We start from the raw sequence: 22,006 nt of genomic DNA, 5'->3' as shown, positions 1-22,006 counted from the left end.
TGACTTTAGTTCAAGGAAAACACGCGGAGCTTATGACTATAAGTGAGCATGTTTGACTCAGAAATAAAGGCTCTGAAGCAGCTATAAGGATTTTAAAACATGAATGTATTGATTATTGGTGCCGGCGGTCGTGAGCATGCACTAGGTTGGAAAGCGGCACAAAACCCAAACGTTGAAACGGTATTCATTGCTCCAGGTAACGCAGGTACTGCACTTGAGCCGAAACTTGAGAACGTAAACATCGGTGTTGAAGACATCGCTGGTTTAGTGGCGTTTGCTCAAGAGAAAAAAATCGAACTGACTATCGTTGGCCCTGAAGCGCCATTAGTTATTGGTGTGGTTGACGCATTCCGCGAAGTGGGTCTGCCTATCTTTGGTCCAACTCAAGCGGCAGCACAGCTTGAAGGTTCGAAAGCATTCACTAAAGATTTCCTAGCTCGTCATGACATCCCAACGGGTTACTACGCGAACTTCACTGAGATTGAGCCGGCTATCGCTTACGTACGTGAGCAAGGCGCGCCAATCGTAGTAAAAGCTGACGGTCTTGCAGCAGGTAAAGGCGTTATCGTTGCGATGACACTTGAAGAAGCTGAAGACGCAATCAAAGACATGCTAGCGGGCAACGCATTTGGCGAAGCTGGCAGCCGCGTGGTTATCGAAGAGTTCCTTGAAGGCGAAGAAGCAAGCTTCATCGTAATGGTTGACGGTTCTAGCGTGCTTCCTATGGCCACCAGCCAAGATCACAAACGTGTTGGCGACAAAGACACTGGTCCTAATACTGGCGGTATGGGTGCTTACTCTCCTGCTCCAGTTGTGACGCCTGAAATCCACAACCGTATCCTTGAGGAAGTTATCTACCCAACGGTACGTGGTATGGACGCAGAGGGCGCACCTTACACTGGTTTCCTTTACGCTGGCCTAATGATCGATGCTGACGGCACACCTAAGGTTATCGAATACAACTGCCGCTTCGGCGATCCAGAAACGCAACCTATCATGATGCGTATGGAGTCAGACCTTGTTGAGCTTTGCCTAATGGCTATCGACGAGAAACTAGACGAAGCAGAATCGAAGTGGGATCCACGCGCTTCTATCGGTGTTGTTCTTGCGGCTGGCGGTTACCCTGCTGACTACGCAAAAGGTGACGTAATTTCACTACCAACAAGCGAAGTTGAAGGCCAAAAGGTTTTCCACGCAGGTACGACAAATAACGAAGCTGGCGACGTGGTGACAAACGGTGGTCGTGTACTTTGTGCAACGGCACTGGGTAACACGGTTTCTGAAGCTCAAGAGCGTGCTTACGCGTTGACGAAGCAAGTTAGCTGGAATGGTATGTTCCACCGCAATGACATTGGTTACCGTGCGATTGCGCGCGAGCAAGAGCAGTAATCAATTTTGTTACTCGCTTACTTTCCATAACAGTAAGCAAATAGCAGTAAGCGAATAACAGCAAAAGGCGCCTCGATAGGCGCCTTTTTTATTACTCAATCTTTCTAGGAATCTGCGCCTGTACAGACAAATTAGCACTTGGCCTACAGTAGGCCAAATACTCTCAAACCTTTGATTGTTAGCTATTCTTTCAACAATGATGGCCTAACGACACAATCATGGCTGTCTTCAGCCAGCATCAGTAACTCTTTCACGCTCATCTTACCCAGTGAATCACTGCCAAGAAACGCCGCATAGCTTTCCACAGATGCCAATCGGTCGATCACGAAGCTTGGTAAAGTCTGGTTAAATTCAATGCGATCAAATTCACCACCAGCGCACGTCTTAAAAGAGCTGCCATCCCAGTAACCCTGAACCAATCTTAGCCCTTCGTCATTCTGCTTCATCGTAGTCTCTAGAACCGATTTAGCTTCTTTCTGGTAGTTTTCAAGCTGCTTAGCTTGGATAGGTAAGATTTTGCTGTCGATACGATACTGTTGATACACAGCTTCGCCCGACTTATTGAAACGCACATGGACACGATAAGGAACCAGCTTATTAGAAGAGTTACGCTGCTCGCCTTCACGAATGAATTCACGAAGCACACTTTCTGACCAAGCATAGTCAGTTTGGTACCAGCCGTAATCGCCTACAGTGACGTAGTCAGCTGAAGTATGAGGTTGTGTTAGCTTGTTTGTAACCCAGTAAAAACTTGTCGCGTCGCCCATGACTTGGCCGCCGGTGTGAGTTTCAAATTGCTCTAGGTTTTTGCGAGGGCTTGTTGAAGAACAGCCAATAAGAAATGTAGATAATAGTGAAACGAGAAGAAATGCTTTTTTCATAAAAACCTGTACCGAGGTGGAATACGACTACCTCGGTACAGTTTAGATTATTTCACTGAATCTTTCAGCGCTTTACCTGCAACAAATGCTGGAACATTTGCAGCAGCGATTTGGATCTCATCACCAGTTTTTGGGTTACGACCAGTGCGAGCTGCACGGTGGTTTACTTTAAAAGTACCAAAACCAATTAGCTGAACTTGATCGCCATCTTTAAGAGCATCTGTAACACCGCCAAGAGTCGCTTCTAGAGCAGCTTTAGCTTGTGCTTTAGAAAGGTCCGCTTTTTCAGCAATAAAGTCGATTAATTGAGTCTTGTTCATTTTAGGTTTCCCTTCTTTGTATTTTTGAATTCAATTCACTCTAAAACATAAATGCCCCATCTGGCAAAGGTTTGTCGTCGATCTTTAGCTCTAATGCCGTAGTTTTAGCCATAATATGAGTAATAACTCACAATTTGTTACTGATTTTATTAAGCAAGCCCTTGTTTAAAAGGGGCTGAGAGCAAAATTAATGATGACCTAGCCACTACTTTTTCACTATAATCCACGCTGAATCGCTGCTAAAGCGTACAATTTAATTTAAGGGCAAACATGCTGCTGCTAACTATTTACGTCTCCATTGCTATTGGAGTTTCTTTCATTTGTTCTGTTTTGGAAGCTGTACTTTTGAGTATTAGTCCGAGCTACATTGCTCAACTAAAACAAAATGGGCACCCTGCAGCAGAGTCTTTAGACAAACTGAAAACAGATATTGACCGCCCGCTTGCGTCAATTTTAACGCTCAACACCATCGCGCATACTATCGGTGCTGCGACAGCAGGTGCACAAGCGGCTGTCGTTTTTGGTAGCCAATGGTTAGGTGTCTTCTCTGCCGTGCTAACGCTAGGTATTTTGGTACTGTCTGAGATTGTTCCAAAAACCATTGGTGCAACCTACTGGCGTCAACTTGCTCCTACTTCAGCAAGTGTGCTGCGTTGGATGGTGTTCTTCCTAACACCGTTTGTATGGTTCTCAGAACAGATCACCAAACGTCTTGCTCGTGGCCACCAAGCACCCAAAATGCGTGATGAACTATCTGCAATGGCGATTTTGGCAAAAGAGAGCGGCGAGTTTGCAGAAGGCGAATCAAAAATCCTGAGCAACCTACTGGGTATTCAAGATGTACCCGTGACTCAGGTAATGACGCCGCGCCCAGTGGTATTCCGTGTTGATGCGGAAATGAGTGTGAATACCTTCCTAGAACAACATAAAGATACGCCATTCTCACGCCCGCTGGTTTACAGCGAGCAGAGTGACAACATCATCGGTTTTGTTCACCGCTTAGAGCTGTTTAGATTGCAGCAAGCCGGTTGTGGTGAGAAAGCTCTGGGTGAGGTAATGCGCCCTATCCACGTGTTGCTGAACAACATGGGCTTGGCTAAGGCCTTTGACCAGATGATGGCAAACCGCCTGCAACTGTCTTTAGTTGTGGACGAGTACGGCACCATTCAGGGCATCATCACCCTAGAAGATATCTTTGAACACCTAGTGGGTGAAGAGATTGTCGACGAAGCGGATAAGACGACTGACATGCAAGAACTGGCGTTCCAACGCTGGGAAAAGTGGAAAGAGACACACGGTGTTATCGAAAACCGCGATGACGAGGACGAGCTAGAGGAAGAAACTCCAGCAGACAACGATTCCTCAGATTCAACATCAGCGGATGACGACGACGCATCAAAAGATAAGGCATCAAAAGACAAAGCGCAGAACGAAGACAAAAAAGACGCTTAATCTAAATTTGATATCGTCAGATACAATAAAGGCTCCCTAGGGAGCCTTTGTTTTTATTCGTACCTTGGTGCGATAGCGAATTATAACGCAACACCAATGTTACTGACTGGGTCTTCACGCAGTTCGTGGCGTAGGTCTTTGATCAACTCTAAGTCACGCTCAGTCGTTTCACGTAGAGGTCGGAAAATGGCCCACTGAACGTCCCACTCTTCACATACCGCTTCGTTTTCTTTCTGGTTTTCGTTGGTCACTTCTTCAGCGCCTTGAGCAAACTCAAGCTCAGCAACCGTCTTCACCGATTGTTGACTCACTTTAATTACCGCTTCCAACATATGTTCACGGTCAAGCAGGCCATGAATTAGCGTTGCTAGGCCTTGGCATGCGTCCATTGCTGGGTAAACACCATAAAAATCAAAATCATCACCGCTAGGGAATAGCTCTTCAACCTTCTCAAGTTGACGCTCAAAGTTCACCTTTGCTGTTTTAACCGTCAGGATTTCCCAAATGCTATCCAAAACATCACGATAGATTCGAGCTTCCGCAAATTCTGTATTCTCACAAAACATGGCATAGTTAGGGTACATACGCTCACATAGACACGCCATAAAGGTAATTTGTTGCCAAGGTTCTAACTTTTCAAGACGAACCTGCAGTGGATTCTGAAGCATAGTCACTCAATAATTGCAGAAAAAGACAGCGAAAGTGTACTTGATAAACCCTGGGGGGAAAAGGTAAGCCGATGAACAATTTCACGAATAAGCTCTATATTCTTACTGAGCATAACGATACCTATACGCAACTGATTCTAAACCAGGATTTACCCGACCTAGAAATCACTCAAAACCCCGAGTTAGCTGAAATTGTATTAGCCTCGCCTCCCCTGATAGCCGAGCGCCTTGGCGAGTTTAAAGAGCTAGACTGGGTACAGAGTACCTACGCTGGCATCAATAACCTCACTCAGCCAGACCTTCGTCAGGATTACACGCTGACCAACGTCAAAGGTATCTTCGGTCCTGCTATCGCGGAGTACGTTTTAGGTTACGCAATCAGCCACTGTAGACACTTTCCTCATTACCACCAGCATCAACAACAACGAAACTGGCAGCCACAGCTTTATACTAGCCTAACTGACAAAACTATGGTGATTTTAGGAACAGGTTCAATCGGCAGTCATTTAGCAAAAACCGCGGCCGCTTTTGGTATTCATACCATAGGTGTCAACCGTACGGGCATCCCATCCAAACAAGAAACCTTTAAAGAGACGTTCCACATCAATGAGATAGAGGCTGCCCTCAAGCAGGCCGATATTGTGGTCAACACCCTGCCATCAACTGCTGAAACCTATCAGTTGTTGAACCAAGCCACGTTAGGCTATTGCTCTAATGTGTTGCTGTTTAATGTCGGTCGAGGAGAGAGCATCGACAATAAAGCCTTGTTGCTCGCCATAAAAAACAGATGGGTAGAACACGCATTTTTAGATGTGTTTGAAAGTGAACCCCTCTCGCAAGAACACCCTTTCTGGAAACTACCGCAAGTCACCATCACTCCGCACATCGCTGCACTCAGTGAGCCAAGACAAGTGGTCGAGATCTTCGCAGAGAATTACCAACAATGGCGAGATGGCTTTACACTTAATCATGTCATCGATTTTGATAAAGGTTACTGATGTCCTCTTCGTTACTTAAAGAGGTTCGACAATGCCGAGCTTGTGAACCTCACCTATCACACGGTGCCAACCCAGTAATTCAAGCACACCCAAATGCGCGTTTGCTGATCATAGGTCAAGCGCCGGGTATCAAGGTGCATGAGTCGTCGATCCCTTGGAATGACGCCAGTGGCGAACGATTAAGAGAATGGTTAGGGATAAACAGCGATACCTTTTATGACGAACAAAAGGTCGCGATTGTTCCTATGGGGTTCTGCTACCCAGGCAAAGCGAAGAGTGGCGATCTGCCACCACGCAAAGAATGCGCAGAGCTCTGGCACAAAAAGGTACTGCAGTCATTGCCCAACATTCAAATGACACTATTGATTGGTCAATATGCGCAAAACTATTATTTAAAGGAAAGAACCACCAAAACGCTGACAGAAACAGTCAAAAACTGGCAGGCTTGGGCGCCTGAATTTTTGCCATTACCTCACCCTTCGCCACGCAATAATATCTGGCTAAAGAAGAACCCTTGGTTTGAAAGTGAAGTCATTCCCTATATCAGGAAACACATCTCAGAGCATTTGGCCTACCATGATCCAAATACCTAATTAACTGCACACAACAAGATTAAACCGCGATCAAATACCAATTTCAGACAATAAAAAAGCGCTGTTGGTTTCCCAACAGCGCTTTCAGTCATCTTACTCAGAGTTACTTGTGGTAAGGCTTAGACAATTCGTGAACAGCGTCAACGAATACACCAGCGTTCTCTGGCGGTACATCTAAGTGGATACCGTGGCCTAGGTTAAATACATGACCTGTACCACCGTCGCCGAAGCCTTCTAGGATGCTGCCCACTTCTTCGCGAATACGTTCAGGCTGAGCGTAAAGCATTGAAGGATCCATGTTACCTTGCAGAGCAACTTTGTCGCCGATGCGAGCTTTTGCATCTGCGATGTTGATTGTCCAGTCTAGACCAACCGCATCACAACCTGTTGCTGCGATAGACTCAAGCCACATGCCACCGTTCTTAGTGAACAAAGTAACCGGTACACGACGACCTTCGTTTTCACGGATTAAGCCATCAACGATTTTGTGCATGTATTGCAGTGAGAATAGGTTGTAGTCACGAGGAGTCAGTACACCACCCCATGTATCAAATACCATTACTGATTGAGCACCCGCTTTAATTTGCGCGTTCAGGTATTCGATAACACTGTCAGCCAGCTTGTCTAGAAGCAGGTGTAGTGTTTGTGGTTCTGCGTACATCATCTTTTTGATCTTAGTGAATGCTTTAGAGCTCCCACCTTCAACCATGTATGTCGCTAGAGTCCATGGGCTACCAGAGAAACCAATCAGCGGCACTTCGCCTTTCAGGTCTTTACGGATCTGACGAACGGCATTCATTACGTATTGAAGCTCACCTTCTGGATCGGGTAAGCCAATCTTCTCTACGTCAGCTTTACACGTGATAGGACGCTCAAACTTAGGACCTTCACCTGTTTCAAAGTACAAACCTAAGCCCATTGCATCAGGGATAGTTAGGATGTCTGAGAACAAGATTGCCGCATCAAGCGGGAAACGACGTAAAGGTTGAAGTGTTACTTCTGATGCCAGTTCCGCGTTTTTGCACAAAGACATGAAATCGCCCGCTTCAGCGCGCGTTGCTTTGTACTCAGGAAGATAGCGGCCAGCTTGGCGCATCATCCATACCGGTGTGTAATCAACAGGCTGTTTTAAAAGTGCGCGTAAATAGCGATCGTTTTTTAATTCGGTCATTCCGTTAAATTCCAATTCAATCTTGTCTAGTTTTGATGGCAAGTATTCTAACACTGATTGAAGGGTAAAAGCTGTGTGCTTTGCAACCTAGATCAAGTTATTAACTTTTAAATCAATGCTTAATTTGCACCCAATTACGGGAGCATGTTAAAAATTTGTTCGCTAGCGAAAATTACAATTATAACATCTGAGTAGTCACTACTCAGCATCTCATAACGACATCTTACTTACCCCCTCCACTTGTGGAGGGTTTTTTTTAGCTTTTGACTACCCATAGGCTAAATACTATCACAGGCCAATTAGTGCTCTAGCATCTGCTCCGTCACACCATCTTTCATCACGTCATCAACTGTTTTCTCAATCAACTGTCTCGCAATGGTTCCAACAGGAGCAACATCAGGTAGGCCTGTTACGCCAAACCATTGAGCATCCGATAGCTCGCTATAGTCAGGCTTAAGCGTACCACCAGCATAATCTGCAAGAAAGCCCATCATCATACTCGATGGAAACGCCCATGGCTGACTGCCAAAGTAACGAATGTTGTCGACATCGATACCCGTTTCTTCTTTGACTTCTCTTGCCACACACTGCTCTAAGGTTTCTCCGACCTCTAGGAAGCCCGCTATCACGGTATACATGCCTGTTTTATGTCTTGGGTGCTGCGCAAGCAATATCTTGTTGTGGTTTCGTACAGCGACAATGATGCACGGGAAGATACGAGGATAATGAAGCGTGCGGCAATCTCCACACTGCATCGCCACCTGGTTATGATTGAGGTGATTACGGCCGCCACATTGAGGGCAAAAGCGCATACTTTGAGTCATATGCCCATATTGGATGGCTTTGCTTGCAGTCAAGAAACTCGCTTCAGGCCAGTGCAGCAACTCTCTTAGGCTGACCATGCTCAACTTATTCTCCACATCACAATCGTTGAGCCAATACACCTTGCGACCTTGATGTTGACCAATACAGATTGCATGCTCAATACTCAGCCCTAGCTCTTCAGCAGAGCCAAACGGAAACTGATCATTATTAACCCAAATATCACTACCAGAAACGACGCACCAATAAGCTTGCTCTGTCATTTTTTTATCACTTTTTTTTAACATCCCTATACCTCATTGCTTGCAGTTCGTTCATTTTACTGGCAATCTAATTTCATACTAGAGTTGTAGCAGAGAATATTTCAAGCTATTACTTTTAGTAGCTACCAATAAAACGGACCCTGCTTAGGCAATTACTTGATCACAAGGTTGTGATCAGATCATGAGGACATGGTCATGCTAAATAAATTCAAACAAATACAAGAACAATGGGGTGGCTCTAATGAGGTCATCGATCATTGGCTCGAAACTCGACAGTCTCTAATCGTTGAGTATTGTAAGCTTGCCGCTCTGCAGCCTTCATCGTCGAAAGCAACTGCAATCACCGAACTGCCTTCTCCAGAAGAGCTCCAAAAATTCAGCCAACACCTTGTTGATTACATCTCTGAAGGTCATTTCAAAATCTATGACATGGTGATGGATAAATGGCAGTCTACTGGCTTCAAAGCAACAGACGAAATCAACCAATCTTATGGTCATATCGTTCTTACCACAGATCCACTGCTCAACTTCACCGATAAATACGCTGCCATTGAAGCGACCGATACATTAGAAAGCTTTGATAGTGAGCTATCACTCGTTGGTGAGATTCTTGAGGCGAGATTTGCGGTTGAAGACCAACTGATACAACAAATTGCCGACAGCCTAGCGGTCCCACCAGGAGCGTAATGGCTTAACATCTTCTAAGCTTGCCTCTGTGCAAGCTTTTTGTTTTGTCTGTAGCGTTACCTAAAACATCCAACTCTTCTACCAGAGGTTATTGGTTCGTCCCTACTCTGATGTTTTGCGATAACCAGACTTAACACTTGTCACCAGTTTCACCCTCACGCTCTTCCTGCAAACACTCAAAACTACCTTCGAAAAAGTACTCGTGACTAAGTCCACCAGCCAAGCAATCAAGCAATCAAGCAATCAAGCAAACCTATCAGATTCTAATCTATAGGCCCTCGTTAAACACCAATACGCCAGATACAAAAAAGGCACCCAAAGGTGCCTTTTTCTTATCTCTTAGAGACTACTCGTAGAGCTTACTCTTCTGAAGAGAAACCAGCGTTTAGAAGTGCTGCTAGGTTGTCAGTAGCTTGTTCAGCTGAAGGACCTTCTTGCTCTTCTTCACGTTGCTTTTGACGCTCTTGGTGGTATGCGAAACCAGTACCAGCTGGGATCAGACGACCAACAATTACGTTCTCTTTCAGACCGCGAAGGTCATCACGCTTACCAGAAACCGCAGCTTCTGTTAGTACGCGAGTCGTTTCTTGGAACGATGCAGCTGAGATGAATGACTCAGTTGCAAGAGATGCTTTAGTAATACCTAGTAGATCACGTTCGAAACGTACTAGTTCTTTACCTTCAGCTTCTAGCTTACGGTTAGCAATCTTAACATTGTGGTACTCAACTTGTTCGCCAGGTAGGAACGGAGAGTCACCAGAATGAGTGATTGTACACTTACGTAGCATTTGACGAACGATAGTCTCGATGTGCTTATCGTTAATCTTTACGCCTTGTAAGCGGTAAACTTCTTGAACTTCGTTCGCGATGTACTGAGTTACTGCGTGGATACCACGTAGACGCAGGATATCGTGTGGAGTTTCAGGACCGTCGGCGATTACATCACCACGTTCAATCTTCTCACCTTCGAACACGTTCAATTGACGATGCTTAGGAATCATCTCTTCGTAAGCGTCACCGCCTTCACGAGTGATTACTAGACGACGCTTACCTTTCGTTTCTTTACCGAAAGACACAGTACCTGTGTGCTCAGCAAGGATCGCAGGCTCTTTAGGCTTACGAGCTTCGAATAGGTCAGCTACGCGTGGTAGACCACCGGTGATATCTTTGTTTCCGCTCGATTTTTGAGGGATACGAGATAGTGTGTCACCAATGCCAACTTCAGCGCCATCTTCAATGTTTACAATCGCTTTGCCAGGTAGGAAGTAGTGAGCTGGCATATCAGTACCAGGGATCATTACGTCGTTACCTTGCTCATCAACAAGTTTGATAGCTGGACGCATATCTTTACCTGCTGCTGGGCGAGCTGCTGCGTCTGTAACTTCACTTGAAGAAAGACCCGTTAGATCGTCAGTTTGACGAGAAACTGTAATACCATCGATCATATCTACGAATTGGATACGACCTGCCACTTCAGTGATGATTGGCATGGTATGCGCTTCCCAGTTAGCTACAACTTCACCAGCAGTAACTGCTGCGTTGTCGCCTTTGGTTAGCATCGAACCGTAAGGAAGTTTGTGCTTCTCTTTAGTACGGCCGAATTCATCAATAATCGTCATCTCAGATGCACGAGAAGTGATAACCAGTTTCTTATCTTTGTTAACTACGAACTTAGCATTGTGAAGTTTCACAGTACCAGTTGTCTTAGCTTGGATGCTGTTCTCTGCTGCTGCAGTAGATGCCGCACCACCGATGTGGAACGTACGCATCGTTAGCTGTGTACCCGGTTCACCGATAGATTGTGCAGCGATAACACCAACTGCTTCACCTTGGTTCACTAGGTGACCACGTGCTAGGTCACGACCGTAACACTGTGCACAACAACCGAAGTCTGCATCACAGGTAACAACAGAGCGCACTTTCATGCTATCTACTGAGTTGTCTTCCATGATTTGACACCACTTCTCATCAATCAGAGTATTACGTGGAATCAGTACATCTTCAGTACCAGGCTTAAGAACGTCTTCAGCTACTACACGACCTAGAGCAAGCTCAGAAAGTGCAACTTTAACGTCACCACCTTCGATGTGAGGCATCATGTCGATACCTTCATGTGTGCCACAGTCATGTTCGTGTACTACAACGTCTTGAGCAACGTCTACTAGACGACGAGTTAGGTAACCCGAGTTTGCTGTTTTCAGTGCTGTATCCGCAAGACCCTTACGAGCACCGTGCGTTGAGATAAAGTACTGAAGGACGTTTAGACCTTCTTTAAAGTTCGCGGTGATCGGCGTTTCGATGATTGAACCATCTGGACGCGCCATCAGACCACGCATACCTGCTAGCTGACGAATCTGAGCTGCAGAACCACGTGCGCCCGAGTCGGCCATCATGTAGATGCTGTTGAACGATTCTTGCTGTTCTTCTTCGCCGTCACGGTTGATAACTGTTTCAGAAGATAGGTTATCCATCATTGCTTTCGCAACGCGGTCATTCGTAGATGCCCAGATATCGATAACTTTGTTGTAACGCTCACCCGCAGTAACAAGACCAGATTGGAATTGCTCTTGGATTTCGCGAACTTCTTCTTCAGCAGATTCAATTTCATCGTATTTCGCTTGAGGTACAACCATATCGTCGATACCTACAGAAACACCAGAAAGTGCAGCGTATGCAAAACCTGCGTACATGATTTGGTCAGCAAATACTACTGTATCTTTTAGACCAAGCTTACGGTAACACTCGTTAAGAAGAGTAGAGATCTGCTTCTTACCTAACTTTTGGTTAACGATGCTGTACGGTAGGCCAGCTGGAACGATTTGCCATAGCATTGCACGGCCGACAGTTGTATCAACCATCTTCGTTTCAGTAGTGCTGTTACCATCTTCGTCTACTACAGTCTCGGTGATACGTACTTTAACGCGAGCGTGTAGCTCAGCAGTCTTAGTACGGTATGCCTTTTCAGCCTCAGCAGGGCCAGCAAGGTACATACCTTCGCCTTTCACGTTGATCTTGTCACGTGTCATGTAGTAAAGACCCAATACAACGTCCTGAGAAGGTACGATGATCGGATCACCTGACGCTGGCGACAGAATGTTATTCGTCGACATCATCAGTGTACGTGCTTCAAGCTGTGCTTCTAGAGTTAGAGGCACGTGTACCGCCATTTGGTCACCATCGAAGTCGGCGTTGTATGCCGCACACACTAGTGGGTGAAGCTGAATCGCTTTACCTTCGATTAGTACTGGTTCAAACGCTTGGATACCTAGACGGTGAAGTGTAGGTGCACGGTTAAGCAGTACTGGGTGTTCGCGGATTACTTCGTCTAGGATATCCCAAACGATAGCTTCTTCGCGCTCTACCATCTTCTTAGCAGCTTTGATTGTCGTAGCCATGCCACGAGTTTCTAGCTTGCTGTAGATGAACGGCTTAAATAGCTCAAGTGCCATCTTCTTAGGAAGACCACACTGATGTAGACGAAGGTATGGACCTACTGTGATTACAGAACGGCCAGAGTAGTCTACACGTTTACCTAGAAGGTTCTGACGGAAACGACCCTGTTTACCCTTGATCATATCAGCAAGAGATTTCAGAGGACGCTTGTTCGAACCAGTGATAGCACGACCACGACGACCGTTATCTAGAAGTGCATCAACAGACTCTTGCAGCATACGTTTTTCGTTACGTACGATGATGTCCGGAGCAGCTAGCTCTAGAAGACGCTTCAAACGGTTGTTACGGTTGATCACACGACGGTAAAGGTCGTTCAGATCTGAAGTCGCAAAACGACCGCCATCTAGTGGTACTAGAGGACGTAGATCTGGCGGCAGAACCGGAAGTACAGTCAGAATCATCCATTGCGGATCGTTACCCGATGCAATGAACGCTTCAACTAGCTTCAGGCGCTTAGTAACTTTTTTACGCTTAGTTTCTGAGTTAGTTGTTTCTAACTCTTCGCGCATTTCTTCCACTTCTTGATGAAGGTCCATTGTTGCAAGCAGATCTTTGATCGCTTCAGCACCCATCTTAGCAGTGAATTCGTCACCCCACTCTTCTAGACGATCCAGATACTCTTCTTCAGTAAGCATCTGAGATTTTTCTAGATCAGTCATACCTGGTTCAGTTACTACGTACATCTCGAAGTAAAGAACACGTTCGATATCACGTAGAGGGATATCCATTAGTAGACCGATACGAGACGGTAGTGATTTTAGGAACCAGATGTGAGCAACTGGTGAAGCTAGCTCGATGTGGCCCATGCGGTCACGACGAACTTTAGTTTGTGTAACTTCAACGCCACACTTCTCACAGATAACACCACGGTGCTTCAGGCGCTTGTATTTGCCACAAAGACATTCGTAGTCTTTAACTGGACCAAAAATACGTGCACAGAACAGACCATCACGTTCAGGTTTGAACGTACGATAGTTAATTGTTTCCGGCTTTTTAACTTCACCAAAAGACCATGAACGGATCATGTCTGGTGAAGATAGACCGATTTTGATTGCATCAAATTCTTCGGTCTTATGCTGTGCTTTTAGAAAGTTTAATAAGTCTTTCACATTCAGCTCCTGTAAGGAGTTAAAGGAGCTCACTGCTGTAGCAAGCTCCCTTTTACCAAATAATCCTATCTTCTTTTAAAAAAGAGGAGGGATTACTCTTCGTCTTCTAGCTCGATGTTGATACCTAGCGAGCGAATCTCTTTCAACAGTACGTTGAACGACTCAGGCATACCAGGTTCCATGCTATGGTTACCGTCTACGATGTTCTTATACATCTTAGTACGGCCGTTAACGTCATCCGACTTAACTGTTAGCATTTCTTGTAGAGTATATGCAGCACCGTATGCTTCTAGTGCCCATACTTCCATCTCACCGAAACGCTGACCACCGAACTGAGCTTTACCACCAAGTGGTTGCTGAGTTACTAGGCTGTAAGAACCAGTTGAACGAGCGTGCATCTTGTCATCAACCAAGTGGTTCAGTTTCAGCATGTACATGTAACCAACAGTTACAGGACGCTCAAACGAATCACCAGTACGACCATCAAACAGTTTAAGCTGACCAGATTCTGGCAGATCACCCAGTTTAAGTAGTTCTTTGATTAGAGACTCAGAAGCACCGTCGAACACAGGAGTAGCAATCGGTAGACCGCCACGTAGGTTCTTGATCAGTGTACGAACTTGATCATCAGACAGTTCAGCAATATCAACTTTCTGACGAGTATCACCAAGATCGTAAACCTTCTGTAGGAACTCACGGAACTTATGCAGTTCTTGTTGTTCCTTAACCATTTGGTTGATCTTGTCACCGATACCTTTCGCAGCCAAACCTAAGTGAACTTCTAGGATCTGACCGATGTTCATACGCGATGGTACACCCAGCGGGTTAAGTACGATGTCTACAGGCTGACCTTTCTCATCGTATGGCATGTCTTCAACAGGGTTAATCTTAGAGATTACACCTTTGTTACCGTGACGACCGGCCATCTTATCACCAGGCTGGATACGACGTTTAACCGCTAGGTAAACTTTAACAATCTTAAGAACGCCAGGCGCTAGATCATCACCTTGAGTGATTTTACGACGCTTAGTTTCAAACTTCTTATCGAAGTCTGCTTTTAGCTCATCCCACTGCTCAGCAAGTTGCTCAAGCTGTGTTTGTAGCGCATCGTCTTCTAGAACTTGCTCTAGCCATTGCTTACGACCGATAGTATCAAGCTTAGCTTCAGAGTAACCACCAGACAGAAGTACAGCTTTAACACGGTTAAGAAGGCCACCCTCAAGAATTTGGAACTCTTCAGTTAGGTCTTTCTTAGCTTCTTTAAGCTGCATCTGTTCGATTTCAAGTGCACGCTTGTCTTTCTCTACGCCATCGCGAGTGAAGACTTGTACATCGATGATAGTACCCGAAACAGAGTTTGGTACACGTAGAGAAGTATCTTTAACATCAGATGCTTTCTCACCGAAGATAGCACGTAGTAGCTTCTCTTCAGGAGTCAGTTGAGTTTCACCTTTAGGGGTTACTTTACCAACTAGGATGTCGCCACCCTTAACTTCAGCACCAATGTAAACGATACCTGACTCGTCTAGTTTAGACAGAGCAGACTCACCTACGTTTGGAATATCAGCTGTGATCTCTTCAGAACCCAGCTTAGTATCACGAGCCACACAAGAGAGTTCTTGGATGTGGATTGTCGTGAAACGGTCTTCTTGAACTACGCGCTCAGATACTAAGATCGAGTCTTCGAAGTTGTAACCGTTCCAAGGCATGAATGCGATACGCATGTTTTGGCCAAGAGCAAGTTCACCAAGGTCTGTTGAAGGACCATCAGCAAGAACATCGCCGCGTGCAACTGGTTCACCTGGAAGTACAGTTGGACGTTGGTTAATACATGTGTTTTGGTTCGAACGCGTGTACTTAGTTAGGTTGTAGATATCGATACCAGCTTCGCCAGGTACCAATTCATCTTCGTTAACCTTAACTACGATACGAGAAGCGTCTACAGACTGAACTTGACCACCACGTTTAGCAACCGCTGTAACACCAGAGTCAACTGCGATGTTACGTTCGATACCCGTACCTACTAGAGGCTTATCAGCCTTAAGTGTTGGTACAGCTTGACGTTGCATGTTGGCACCCATCAATGCACGGTTCGCATCATCGTGTTCTAGGAACGGGATAAGCGAAGCAGCGATAGATACAACTTGGTTTGTCGCAACGTCCATGTAGTCAACGTGATCGCGTGGGTGAAGACCAGATTCACCTTTTTGACGAGCTGTGATTAGCTCATCTGCAAACGTACCTTCTTCAGTAAGAATGGTGTTTGCTTGCGCGATTACGAATTGACCTTCCTGGATTGCAGACAGGTAATCAACTTCTTCTGTTACTACACCATCAACTACACGACGGTACGGAGTTTCTAGGAAACCGTAATCGTTACAACGTGCAAACGCAGATAGCGAGTTAATTAGACCGATGTTTGGACCTTCAGGCGTTTCGATCGGACATAGACGACCGTAGTGAGTTACGTGAACGTCACGTACTTCGAAGCCTGCGCGCTCACGAGTAAGACCACCAGGACCTAAAGCAGAGATACGACGTTTGTGCGTAACTTCTGACAATGGGTTGTTTTGGTCCATGAACTGTGAAAGCTGTGAAGAGCCAAAGAATTCTTTAACTGCAGCAGAGATCGGCTTAGCGTTGATAAGATCTTGAGGCATGATTGCATCAAGGTCACCAAGGCTTAGGCGTTCTTTAACGGCACGTTCTACACGAACTAGACCAACACGGAATTGGTTTTCTGCCATTTCACCTACAGAACGGATACGACGGTTGCCAAGGTGGTCGATATCGTCCACTTCACCAATACCGTTACGGATACCAATCAGTTTCTTCATCACTTCGATGATGTCTGATTCATCCAGAGTACCGCGCTCTTCTTCTTCTTCACGCTCGATAGAGCTGTTGAACTTCATACGACCTACAGTTGATAGGTCGTAACGTTCTTCAGAGAAGAATAGGCTTTCGAATAGAGACTCTGCAGCTTCTTTCGTTGGTGGCTCGCCAGGACGCATCATGCGGTAGATTTCTACCAATGCAGAGATGCGATCTACTGTGCTATCTGCACGTAGAGTGTCTGACATGAATGGACCGTGATCTAGGTCATTCGTGAACAGAGTTTGTAGAGCCTTGTGGCCTGCTTGAGACAGGTTAGCAAGTGCTTCTAGGCTAATCTCTTGGTTCGCGCCAACGATGATCTCGCCAGTTGCTTCATTGATGTAATCTTTAGATGCAACTTTACCAACGATGTACTCTACTGGTACTTCGATGTGCTCAACGCCATCTTTTTCAAGTTGACGGATATGGCGAGCAGTAACACGACGACCAGTCTCAACGTAAGTTTTGCCGTTTGCTTCGATGTCGAATGACGCAGTTTCACCACGTAGACGATCAGGAACCAACTCCATAAGAAGAGTTTGGTCTTTAACTTCGAAATTCACTTTGTCGAAGAACAGATCAAGGATCTCTTCAGTCGATTTACCAAGTGCACGAAGAATAATCGATGCTGGTAGCTTACGACGACGGTCGATACGTACGAATAAGTTATCCTTAGGATCGAACTCAAAGTCTAACCATGAGCCACGGTAAGGAATTACACGTGCGTTATAAAGAACTTTACCTGATGAGTGGGTCTTACCCTTATCACTGTCGAAGAACACGCCTGGGCTTCGGTGCAGCTGGGATACGATAACCCTCTCGGTACCATTAATTACGAAAGTACCATTGTCTGTCATAAGCGGAATTTCGCCCATGTAGACTTCTTGTTCTTTAATGTCTTTTACAGTACCTGCTGGTGCATCTCGATCAAAGATAACTAGACGTAGTTTTACGCGTAGTGGCTTTGAGTAAGTAACACCGCGGATTTGACATTCTTTAACGTCAAAAACTGGCTCACCAAGACGGTAGCTAACGTATTGCAGCTCAGAATTGCCGTTGTAGCTCTGAATTGGAAATACAGAACGGAAAGCAGCTTCAAGACCGTATTGACCTTCTGGATCCTGTTCGATGAATTTGTCGAAAGAATCAAGCTGGATCGATAACAGGTATGGAATGTCCAAAACTTGTGGACGAGTACCAAAATCCTTACGGATGCGCTTTTTCTCGGTATAAGAGTAAACCATGGGGTTCCTCAGCTCGCTGATAAGTGACCCAAACCACCCAAAACACTCTTCAGAGGGGGTGGTGACAAACAGCTGTTTAGTGGTAGTGAACAATCATTTCGAAAAAATGACTGTTTTTTTGCTCGGATTATGACGGTTAAACAGCGGAAATTTCGTCATAGCCCTACAGCGCAAAAAGGCCGGTGGTTAATAAACCACCAGCCATTAGCCTTGCGGCTATGAAATTAAGTAATAATTACTTGATTTCAACAGAAGCGCCAGCTTCTTCTAGCTGTGCTTTAAGAGCTTCAGCTTCAGCTTTGTCAACGCCTTCTTTAAGCGCTGCAGGAGCTGAGTCTACAAGACCTTTAGCTTCTTTAAGACCTAGGCCAGTTGCGCCACGTACAGCTTTGATAACTTGTACTTTGTTAGCGCCAGCAGCAGTTAGGATAACGTCGAATTCAGTTTGCTCAGCAGCAGCGTCGCCGCCAGCTGCGCCGCCAGCTACAACAGCAGCAGCTGCAGTAACGCCGAATTTCTCTTCCATAGCTTCGATAAGCTCAACAACTTGCATTACAGACATTTCTGCAACTGCGTCTAGGATTTGCTCGTTAGTAATAGACATAACAATTCTCTTTTAAGTCAACAATAAGTTTAAATAGCAACCAGTGAAAAGCAAGGCTTATGCCGCAGCTTCTTCTTTTTGGTCGCGAACAGCAGCGATAGTACGAACCAGCTTGCCAGCAGAAGCTTCTTTCATGCACATCATTAGGCGTGCGATAGCTTCGTCGTAAGTTGGTAGTGTCGCTAGTACTTCAGCATCAGTAACTGCGCCTTCAAATGCAGCAGCTTTGATCTCGAAATCTTTATTCTCTTTAGCGAAGTCTTTGAAAAGACGCGCTGCAGCACCTGGGTGCTCATTAGAGAATGCGATCAGAGTTGGACCAGTGAAAGTGTCTACTAGACACTCGTAGTCTGTACCCTGAACCGCACGGCGTGCTAGTGTGTTACGAACAACTTTCATGTAAACACCCGCTTCGCGAGCTTGTTTACGTAGAGAAGTCATTGCGCCAACTTCAACGCCACGAGAATCAGCTACAACTGCAGAAAGTGCACCACTGGCAGCTTCGTTGACTTCAGCAACAATTGCTTTTTTGTCTTGAAGATTTAAAGCCATTTGGATTAACCTCTGGTTGTGATTACAGCACTCAATACAAAATGTAATGAGCGTTTACGATGTTATTTAAAAATGAATAAATTCACTTCAAACCACAACATCGCCTACGTAGGTTTTATTAAGCTATCAATAATCTAATGAAAATCGACAGCGCCTACGGTCTTGGGATAGATGATTTCAAATTGCTTTAAAACCACCCAACCACAAATATTAGGCGCAGAAGTATACACTAAATCTGCGCCTAAGCAAATTAGTTTGCTTGAGTGTCAAGACTAGCTTGATCAACAGCAACACCAGCACCCATCGTAGTAGAGATGCTTACTTTCTTCAGGTAAGTACCCTTAGCTGAAGAAGGCTTAGCTTTCTTAAGAGCAACTAGAAGAGCTTCTAGGTTCTCTTGAAGCTGGTTAGCTTCGAAAGATGCTTTACCGATAGTAGTGTGGATGATGCCGTTCTTGTCGTTACGGTAACGAACCTGACCAGCTTTAGCGTTCTTAACCGCTTCAGCAACGTTAGGAGTTACAGTACCAACTTTAGGGTTTGGCATAAGGCCGCGTGGACCTAGGATTGTACCTAGTTGACCAACAACACGCATTGCATCTGGAGAAGCAACAACAACGTCGAAGTTCATTTCGCCTTTTTTCACTTGCTCAGCAAGATCTTCCATACCAACGATATCTGCGCCAGCTGCTTTAGCTGCTTCTGCGTTTGCACCTTGAGTGAACACAGCAACGCGGATGTCACGGCCAGTACCGTGAGGTAGCACAGTTGCGCCACGAACGTTTTGGTCAGATTTACGAGCATCGATGCCTAGGTTAACAGCAACATCTACAGACTCAACGAATTTAGCAGTCGCTAGTTCTTTAAGAAGAGCAACAGCTTCGTTGATTTCGTATTCTTTAGTCGCGTCAACTTTGTCGCGGATTACGCGCATACGCTTAGTAAGTTTAGCCATGATCTTATCCCTCTACCACTAGGCCCATTGAACGAGCAGTACCAGCAATAGAACGCTTCATTGCTTCGATGTCAGCACCAGTCATATCAGCAGCTTTAGTTTCTGCGATTTCCTGTACTTGAGCGTCAGTTACAGTACCAACTTTCTCAGTGTTTGGACGACCTGAACCAGACTTAACGCCAGCAGCTTTCTTAAGAAGAACAGCAGCAGGTGGAGTCTTAGTTACGAACGTGAAAGAACGGTCGTTGTAAACAGTAATAACTACTGGAGTAGGTAGACCTTTCTCAACAGATTCTGTTTTTGCGTTGAACGCTTTACAGAATTCCATGATGTTCACGCCGTGTTGACCTAGAGCAGGACCAACCGGTGGACTTGGGTTTGCCATACCAGCTGCAACTTGCAGTTTGATATAAGCTTCAACTTTCTTAGCCATGATATTTCCTAATATTTTGGGTACATGCGCTAGCCGTAAGGCGAGCTCCCCATAAATTCAATTAACTCTTTTTTACTTCCGCAGAAGCAAAAAGGCGCGAAATTATAATCATAATTCGCGCCTTTAACAACCCTAAAAAGGTGATTTTTTATACTCTTTTATTTTGAACAACTTATGAAGTATTTATCCACAGCTTGCTCAAAGGTCAGAGTTTTAGTCCAGTTTTTCAACCTGACCAAATTCAAGCTCAACTGGTGTTGCACGACCAAAGATCGATACAGATACCTTAATGCGGCTTTTCTCGTAATCTACTTCTTCAACAGTACCGTTGAAGTCAGCAAATGGACCATCGTTCACACGAACCACTTCACCCGCTTCGAACATTGTCTTAGGACGTGGAGACTCGCTCGCTTTCTCTAGACGGTTCAAGATAGCATCAGCTTCTTTATCAGTGATTGGTGCAGGACGATCAGAGGTACCACCAATGAAGCCCATAACACGCGGAATGCTGCGTACTAAGTGCCATGATTCATCATTCATGATCATTTGAACTAATACGTAGCCAGGGAAGAATTTACGTTCACTTTTACGACGTTGGCCAGCACGCATTTCCACTACTTCTTCAGTAGGTACTAGCACATCGCCAAATAGTTCTTCCATGTTGTGCATTTTAATATGCTCGCGTAGCGACTGTGCAACACGACCTTCAAAACCAGAAAAGGCTTGAACTACATACCAACGTTTTTTTGGAGCTTCACTCATGAATCAGAACCCTCTACACCCCAGTTGCTAGAGAAACTAGACGGACCATAATGCCGTCAATTCCCCAAAGCACTAGAGACATAACAATACATACAGCTAAAACGATCAATGTAGTTTGCATAGTTTCTTGGCGAGTAGGCCAAACAACTTTACGAATCTCCATACGAGATTCTTTTGCAAAATCGATCGCAGCTTTACCTTTAGTTGTTGTTGCTGCAACGCCTAGTGCGGCAGCAATCAGCACAACTACACCTGCAGCGCGAATTACAACAGACAATTCACCATACAGGTAATTACCCACAACAGCAGCAGCCAACAGAACAAAAGCGACAATCCACTTCATTGTATCTGCTGCACCTGAGCTATCAGGAGTTTCAGCGTTTGCTTTCATAAAACCAACCTGTGATAAGTCTTAAATATAGACGACAATAACCCCGCTGTTGCAGGGCACATTCCTTTGCGTTGCAAAACAACACATCTAACAGTCATTTTAGTCAAAAAGACCGTTTAATTCTTTGCTAAGAGCAAAAATCGATGTCAAAACATCCAACTCTTTTTTTAGCGCAGAAAAAGGGCATCAAATGATGCCCTTTTTACTAGTGGTTCGTCAAATCTTATGCAAAGATTTTAGCTACAACACCAGCACCAACTGTACGGCCACCTTCGCGGATTGCGAAACGTAGACCTTCGTCCATTGCGATTGGAGCGATTAGCTCAACAGTCATTTGAACGTTGTCACCTGGCATTACCATCTCTACGCCTTCTGGTAGAGT

The 22,006-nt window shown here is 45.3% G+C and carries 18 protein-coding genes and 1 pseudogene; 5 read left to right on the top strand and 14 right to left on the bottom strand.

Features of this window, described 5'->3' with window-relative positions; genetic code table 11:
• Positions 1-99 precede the first annotated feature (99 nt).
• Positions 100-1,389, top strand: coding sequence for a phosphoribosylamine--glycine ligase (gene purD, locus BCV39_RS05115; RefSeq protein ID WP_048612396.1), 1,290 nt, complete (start codon positions 100-102; stop codon positions 1,387-1,389).
• A gap of 182 nt (positions 1,390-1,571) precedes the next feature.
• Here purD and BCV39_RS05110 read toward each other — a convergent pair whose 3' ends face one another.
• On the bottom strand, positions 1,572-2,270 hold the full coding sequence (locus tag BCV39_RS05110) for a DUF1481 domain-containing protein (RefSeq protein WP_048659209.1): 699 nt from the start codon (positions 2,268-2,270) through the stop codon (positions 1,572-1,574).
• 47 nt (positions 2,271-2,317) lie between these two features.
• The gene (hupA, locus tag BCV39_RS05105; RefSeq protein ID WP_004729753.1) at positions 2,318-2,590 is read right to left on the bottom strand and encodes a nucleoid-associated protein HU-alpha; all 273 of its coding nucleotides are present in this window, start codon (positions 2,588-2,590) and stop codon (positions 2,318-2,320) included.
• A 270-nt stretch (positions 2,591-2,860) separates the two neighbouring features.
• Between hupA and BCV39_RS05100 the strand changes: the two genes are divergently transcribed.
• Positions 2,861-4,042 carry a hemolysin family protein gene (locus BCV39_RS05100; protein ID WP_102433245.1) on the top strand — a complete coding sequence of 394 codons (1,182 nt, stop codon included), beginning with the start codon at positions 2,861-2,863 and terminating at the stop codon, positions 4,040-4,042.
• Positions 4,043-4,122: 80 nt separating this feature from the next.
• On the opposite strand, the gene BCV39_RS05095 is transcribed toward BCV39_RS05100, so the two are convergent.
• Entirely contained in the window at positions 4,123-4,710 is a 588-nt protein-coding gene (locus BCV39_RS05095) for a DUF416 family protein (RefSeq protein ID WP_017062699.1), read from the bottom strand.
• Positions 4,711-4,781: 71 nt separating this feature from the next.
• Between BCV39_RS05095 and BCV39_RS05090 the strand changes: the two genes are divergently transcribed.
• Together BCV39_RS05090 and BCV39_RS05085 are read left to right on the top strand one after the other, a co-directional pair.
• Entirely contained in the window at positions 4,782-5,708 is a 927-nt protein-coding gene (locus BCV39_RS05090; protein ID WP_102433246.1) for a D-2-hydroxyacid dehydrogenase, read from the top strand.
• Positions 5,708-6,301 carry a uracil-DNA glycosylase family protein gene (locus BCV39_RS05085; RefSeq protein WP_102433247.1) on the top strand — a complete coding sequence of 198 codons (594 nt, stop codon included), beginning with the start codon at positions 5,708-5,710 and terminating at the stop codon, positions 6,299-6,301. Before BCV39_RS05090 ends, BCV39_RS05085 begins: the two co-directional genes overlap by 1 nt.
• Positions 6,302-6,404: 103 nt before the next feature.
• Here the strand turns inward: BCV39_RS05085 and hemE are convergent, their stop codons facing one another.
• Both hemE and nudC read right to left on the bottom strand, forming a co-directional pair.
• Positions 6,405-7,472: a uroporphyrinogen decarboxylase gene (gene hemE / locus BCV39_RS05080; protein ID WP_017060530.1), complete on the bottom strand. Its 1,068-nt coding sequence runs from the start codon at positions 7,470-7,472 to the stop codon at positions 6,405-6,407.
• Between the two features lie 299 nt (positions 7,473-7,771).
• Positions 7,772-8,581 carry an NAD(+) diphosphatase gene (nudC, locus tag BCV39_RS05075; RefSeq protein WP_102433248.1) on the bottom strand — a complete coding sequence of 270 codons (810 nt, stop codon included), beginning with the start codon at positions 8,579-8,581 and terminating at the stop codon, positions 7,772-7,774.
• Positions 8,582-8,746: 165 nt separating this feature from the next.
• Between nudC and BCV39_RS05070 the strand changes: the two genes are divergently transcribed.
• Complete coding sequence (locus BCV39_RS05070; protein WP_048605474.1) at positions 8,747-9,244, top strand: Rsd/AlgQ family anti-sigma factor; 498 nt, start codon at positions 8,747-8,749, stop codon at positions 9,242-9,244.
• 359 nt (positions 9,245-9,603) lie between these two features.
• Here BCV39_RS05070 and rpoC read toward each other — a convergent pair whose 3' ends face one another.
• From rpoC to tuf, 9 genes and pseudogenes are all read right to left on the bottom strand, one after another.
• Positions 9,604-13,806, bottom strand: a complete 4,203-nt coding sequence (rpoC, locus tag BCV39_RS05065) for a DNA-directed RNA polymerase subunit beta' (protein WP_017060527.1) — start codon at positions 13,804-13,806, stop codon at positions 9,604-9,606.
• A 92-nt stretch (positions 13,807-13,898) separates the two neighbouring features.
• Entirely contained in the window at positions 13,899-17,927 is a 4,029-nt protein-coding gene (gene rpoB / locus BCV39_RS05060; RefSeq protein WP_017060526.1) for a DNA-directed RNA polymerase subunit beta, read from the bottom strand.
• A 235-nt stretch (positions 17,928-18,162) separates the two neighbouring features.
• Positions 18,163-18,531, bottom strand: coding sequence for a 50S ribosomal protein L7/L12 (rplL, locus tag BCV39_RS05055; protein ID WP_017631516.1), 369 nt, complete (start codon positions 18,529-18,531; stop codon positions 18,163-18,165).
• 57 nt (positions 18,532-18,588) lie between these two features.
• The gene (gene rplJ, locus BCV39_RS05050; protein ID WP_010435550.1) at positions 18,589-19,083 is read right to left on the bottom strand and encodes a 50S ribosomal protein L10; all 495 of its coding nucleotides are present in this window, start codon (positions 19,081-19,083) and stop codon (positions 18,589-18,591) included.
• A 250-nt stretch (positions 19,084-19,333) separates the two neighbouring features.
• Positions 19,334-20,038 (bottom strand): 50S ribosomal protein L1, encoded by a 705-nt coding sequence (gene rplA / locus BCV39_RS05045; protein ID WP_048659214.1) that lies wholly within the window; start codon positions 20,036-20,038, stop codon positions 19,334-19,336.
• A gap of 4 nt (positions 20,039-20,042) precedes the next feature.
• A complete protein-coding gene (rplK, locus tag BCV39_RS05040; RefSeq protein ID WP_010435555.1) occupies positions 20,043-20,471 on the bottom strand; it encodes a 50S ribosomal protein L11 in 429 nt (142 codons plus the stop codon).
• A 213-nt stretch (positions 20,472-20,684) separates the two neighbouring features.
• Entirely contained in the window at positions 20,685-21,233 is a 549-nt protein-coding gene (gene nusG / locus BCV39_RS05035; protein WP_010435556.1) for a transcription termination/antitermination protein NusG, read from the bottom strand.
• 13 nt (positions 21,234-21,246) lie between these two features.
• Positions 21,247-21,624, bottom strand: a complete 378-nt coding sequence (secE, locus tag BCV39_RS05030) for a preprotein translocase subunit SecE (RefSeq protein WP_010435558.1) — start codon at positions 21,622-21,624, stop codon at positions 21,247-21,249.
• Between the two features lie 223 nt (positions 21,625-21,847).
• Positions 21,848-22,006, bottom strand: a pseudogene (gene tuf, locus BCV39_RS05025) (elongation factor Tu); the annotation flags it as partial.

This window comes from Vibrio sp. 10N.286.55.E10 (assembly GCF_002872555.1).
GTDB lineage: Bacteria > Pseudomonadota > Gammaproteobacteria > Enterobacterales > Vibrionaceae > Vibrio > Vibrio crassostreae.
The sequence above is the reverse complement of the archived record's forward strand: the minus strand, read 5'-3'. Positions and strand labels throughout refer to the sequence as shown.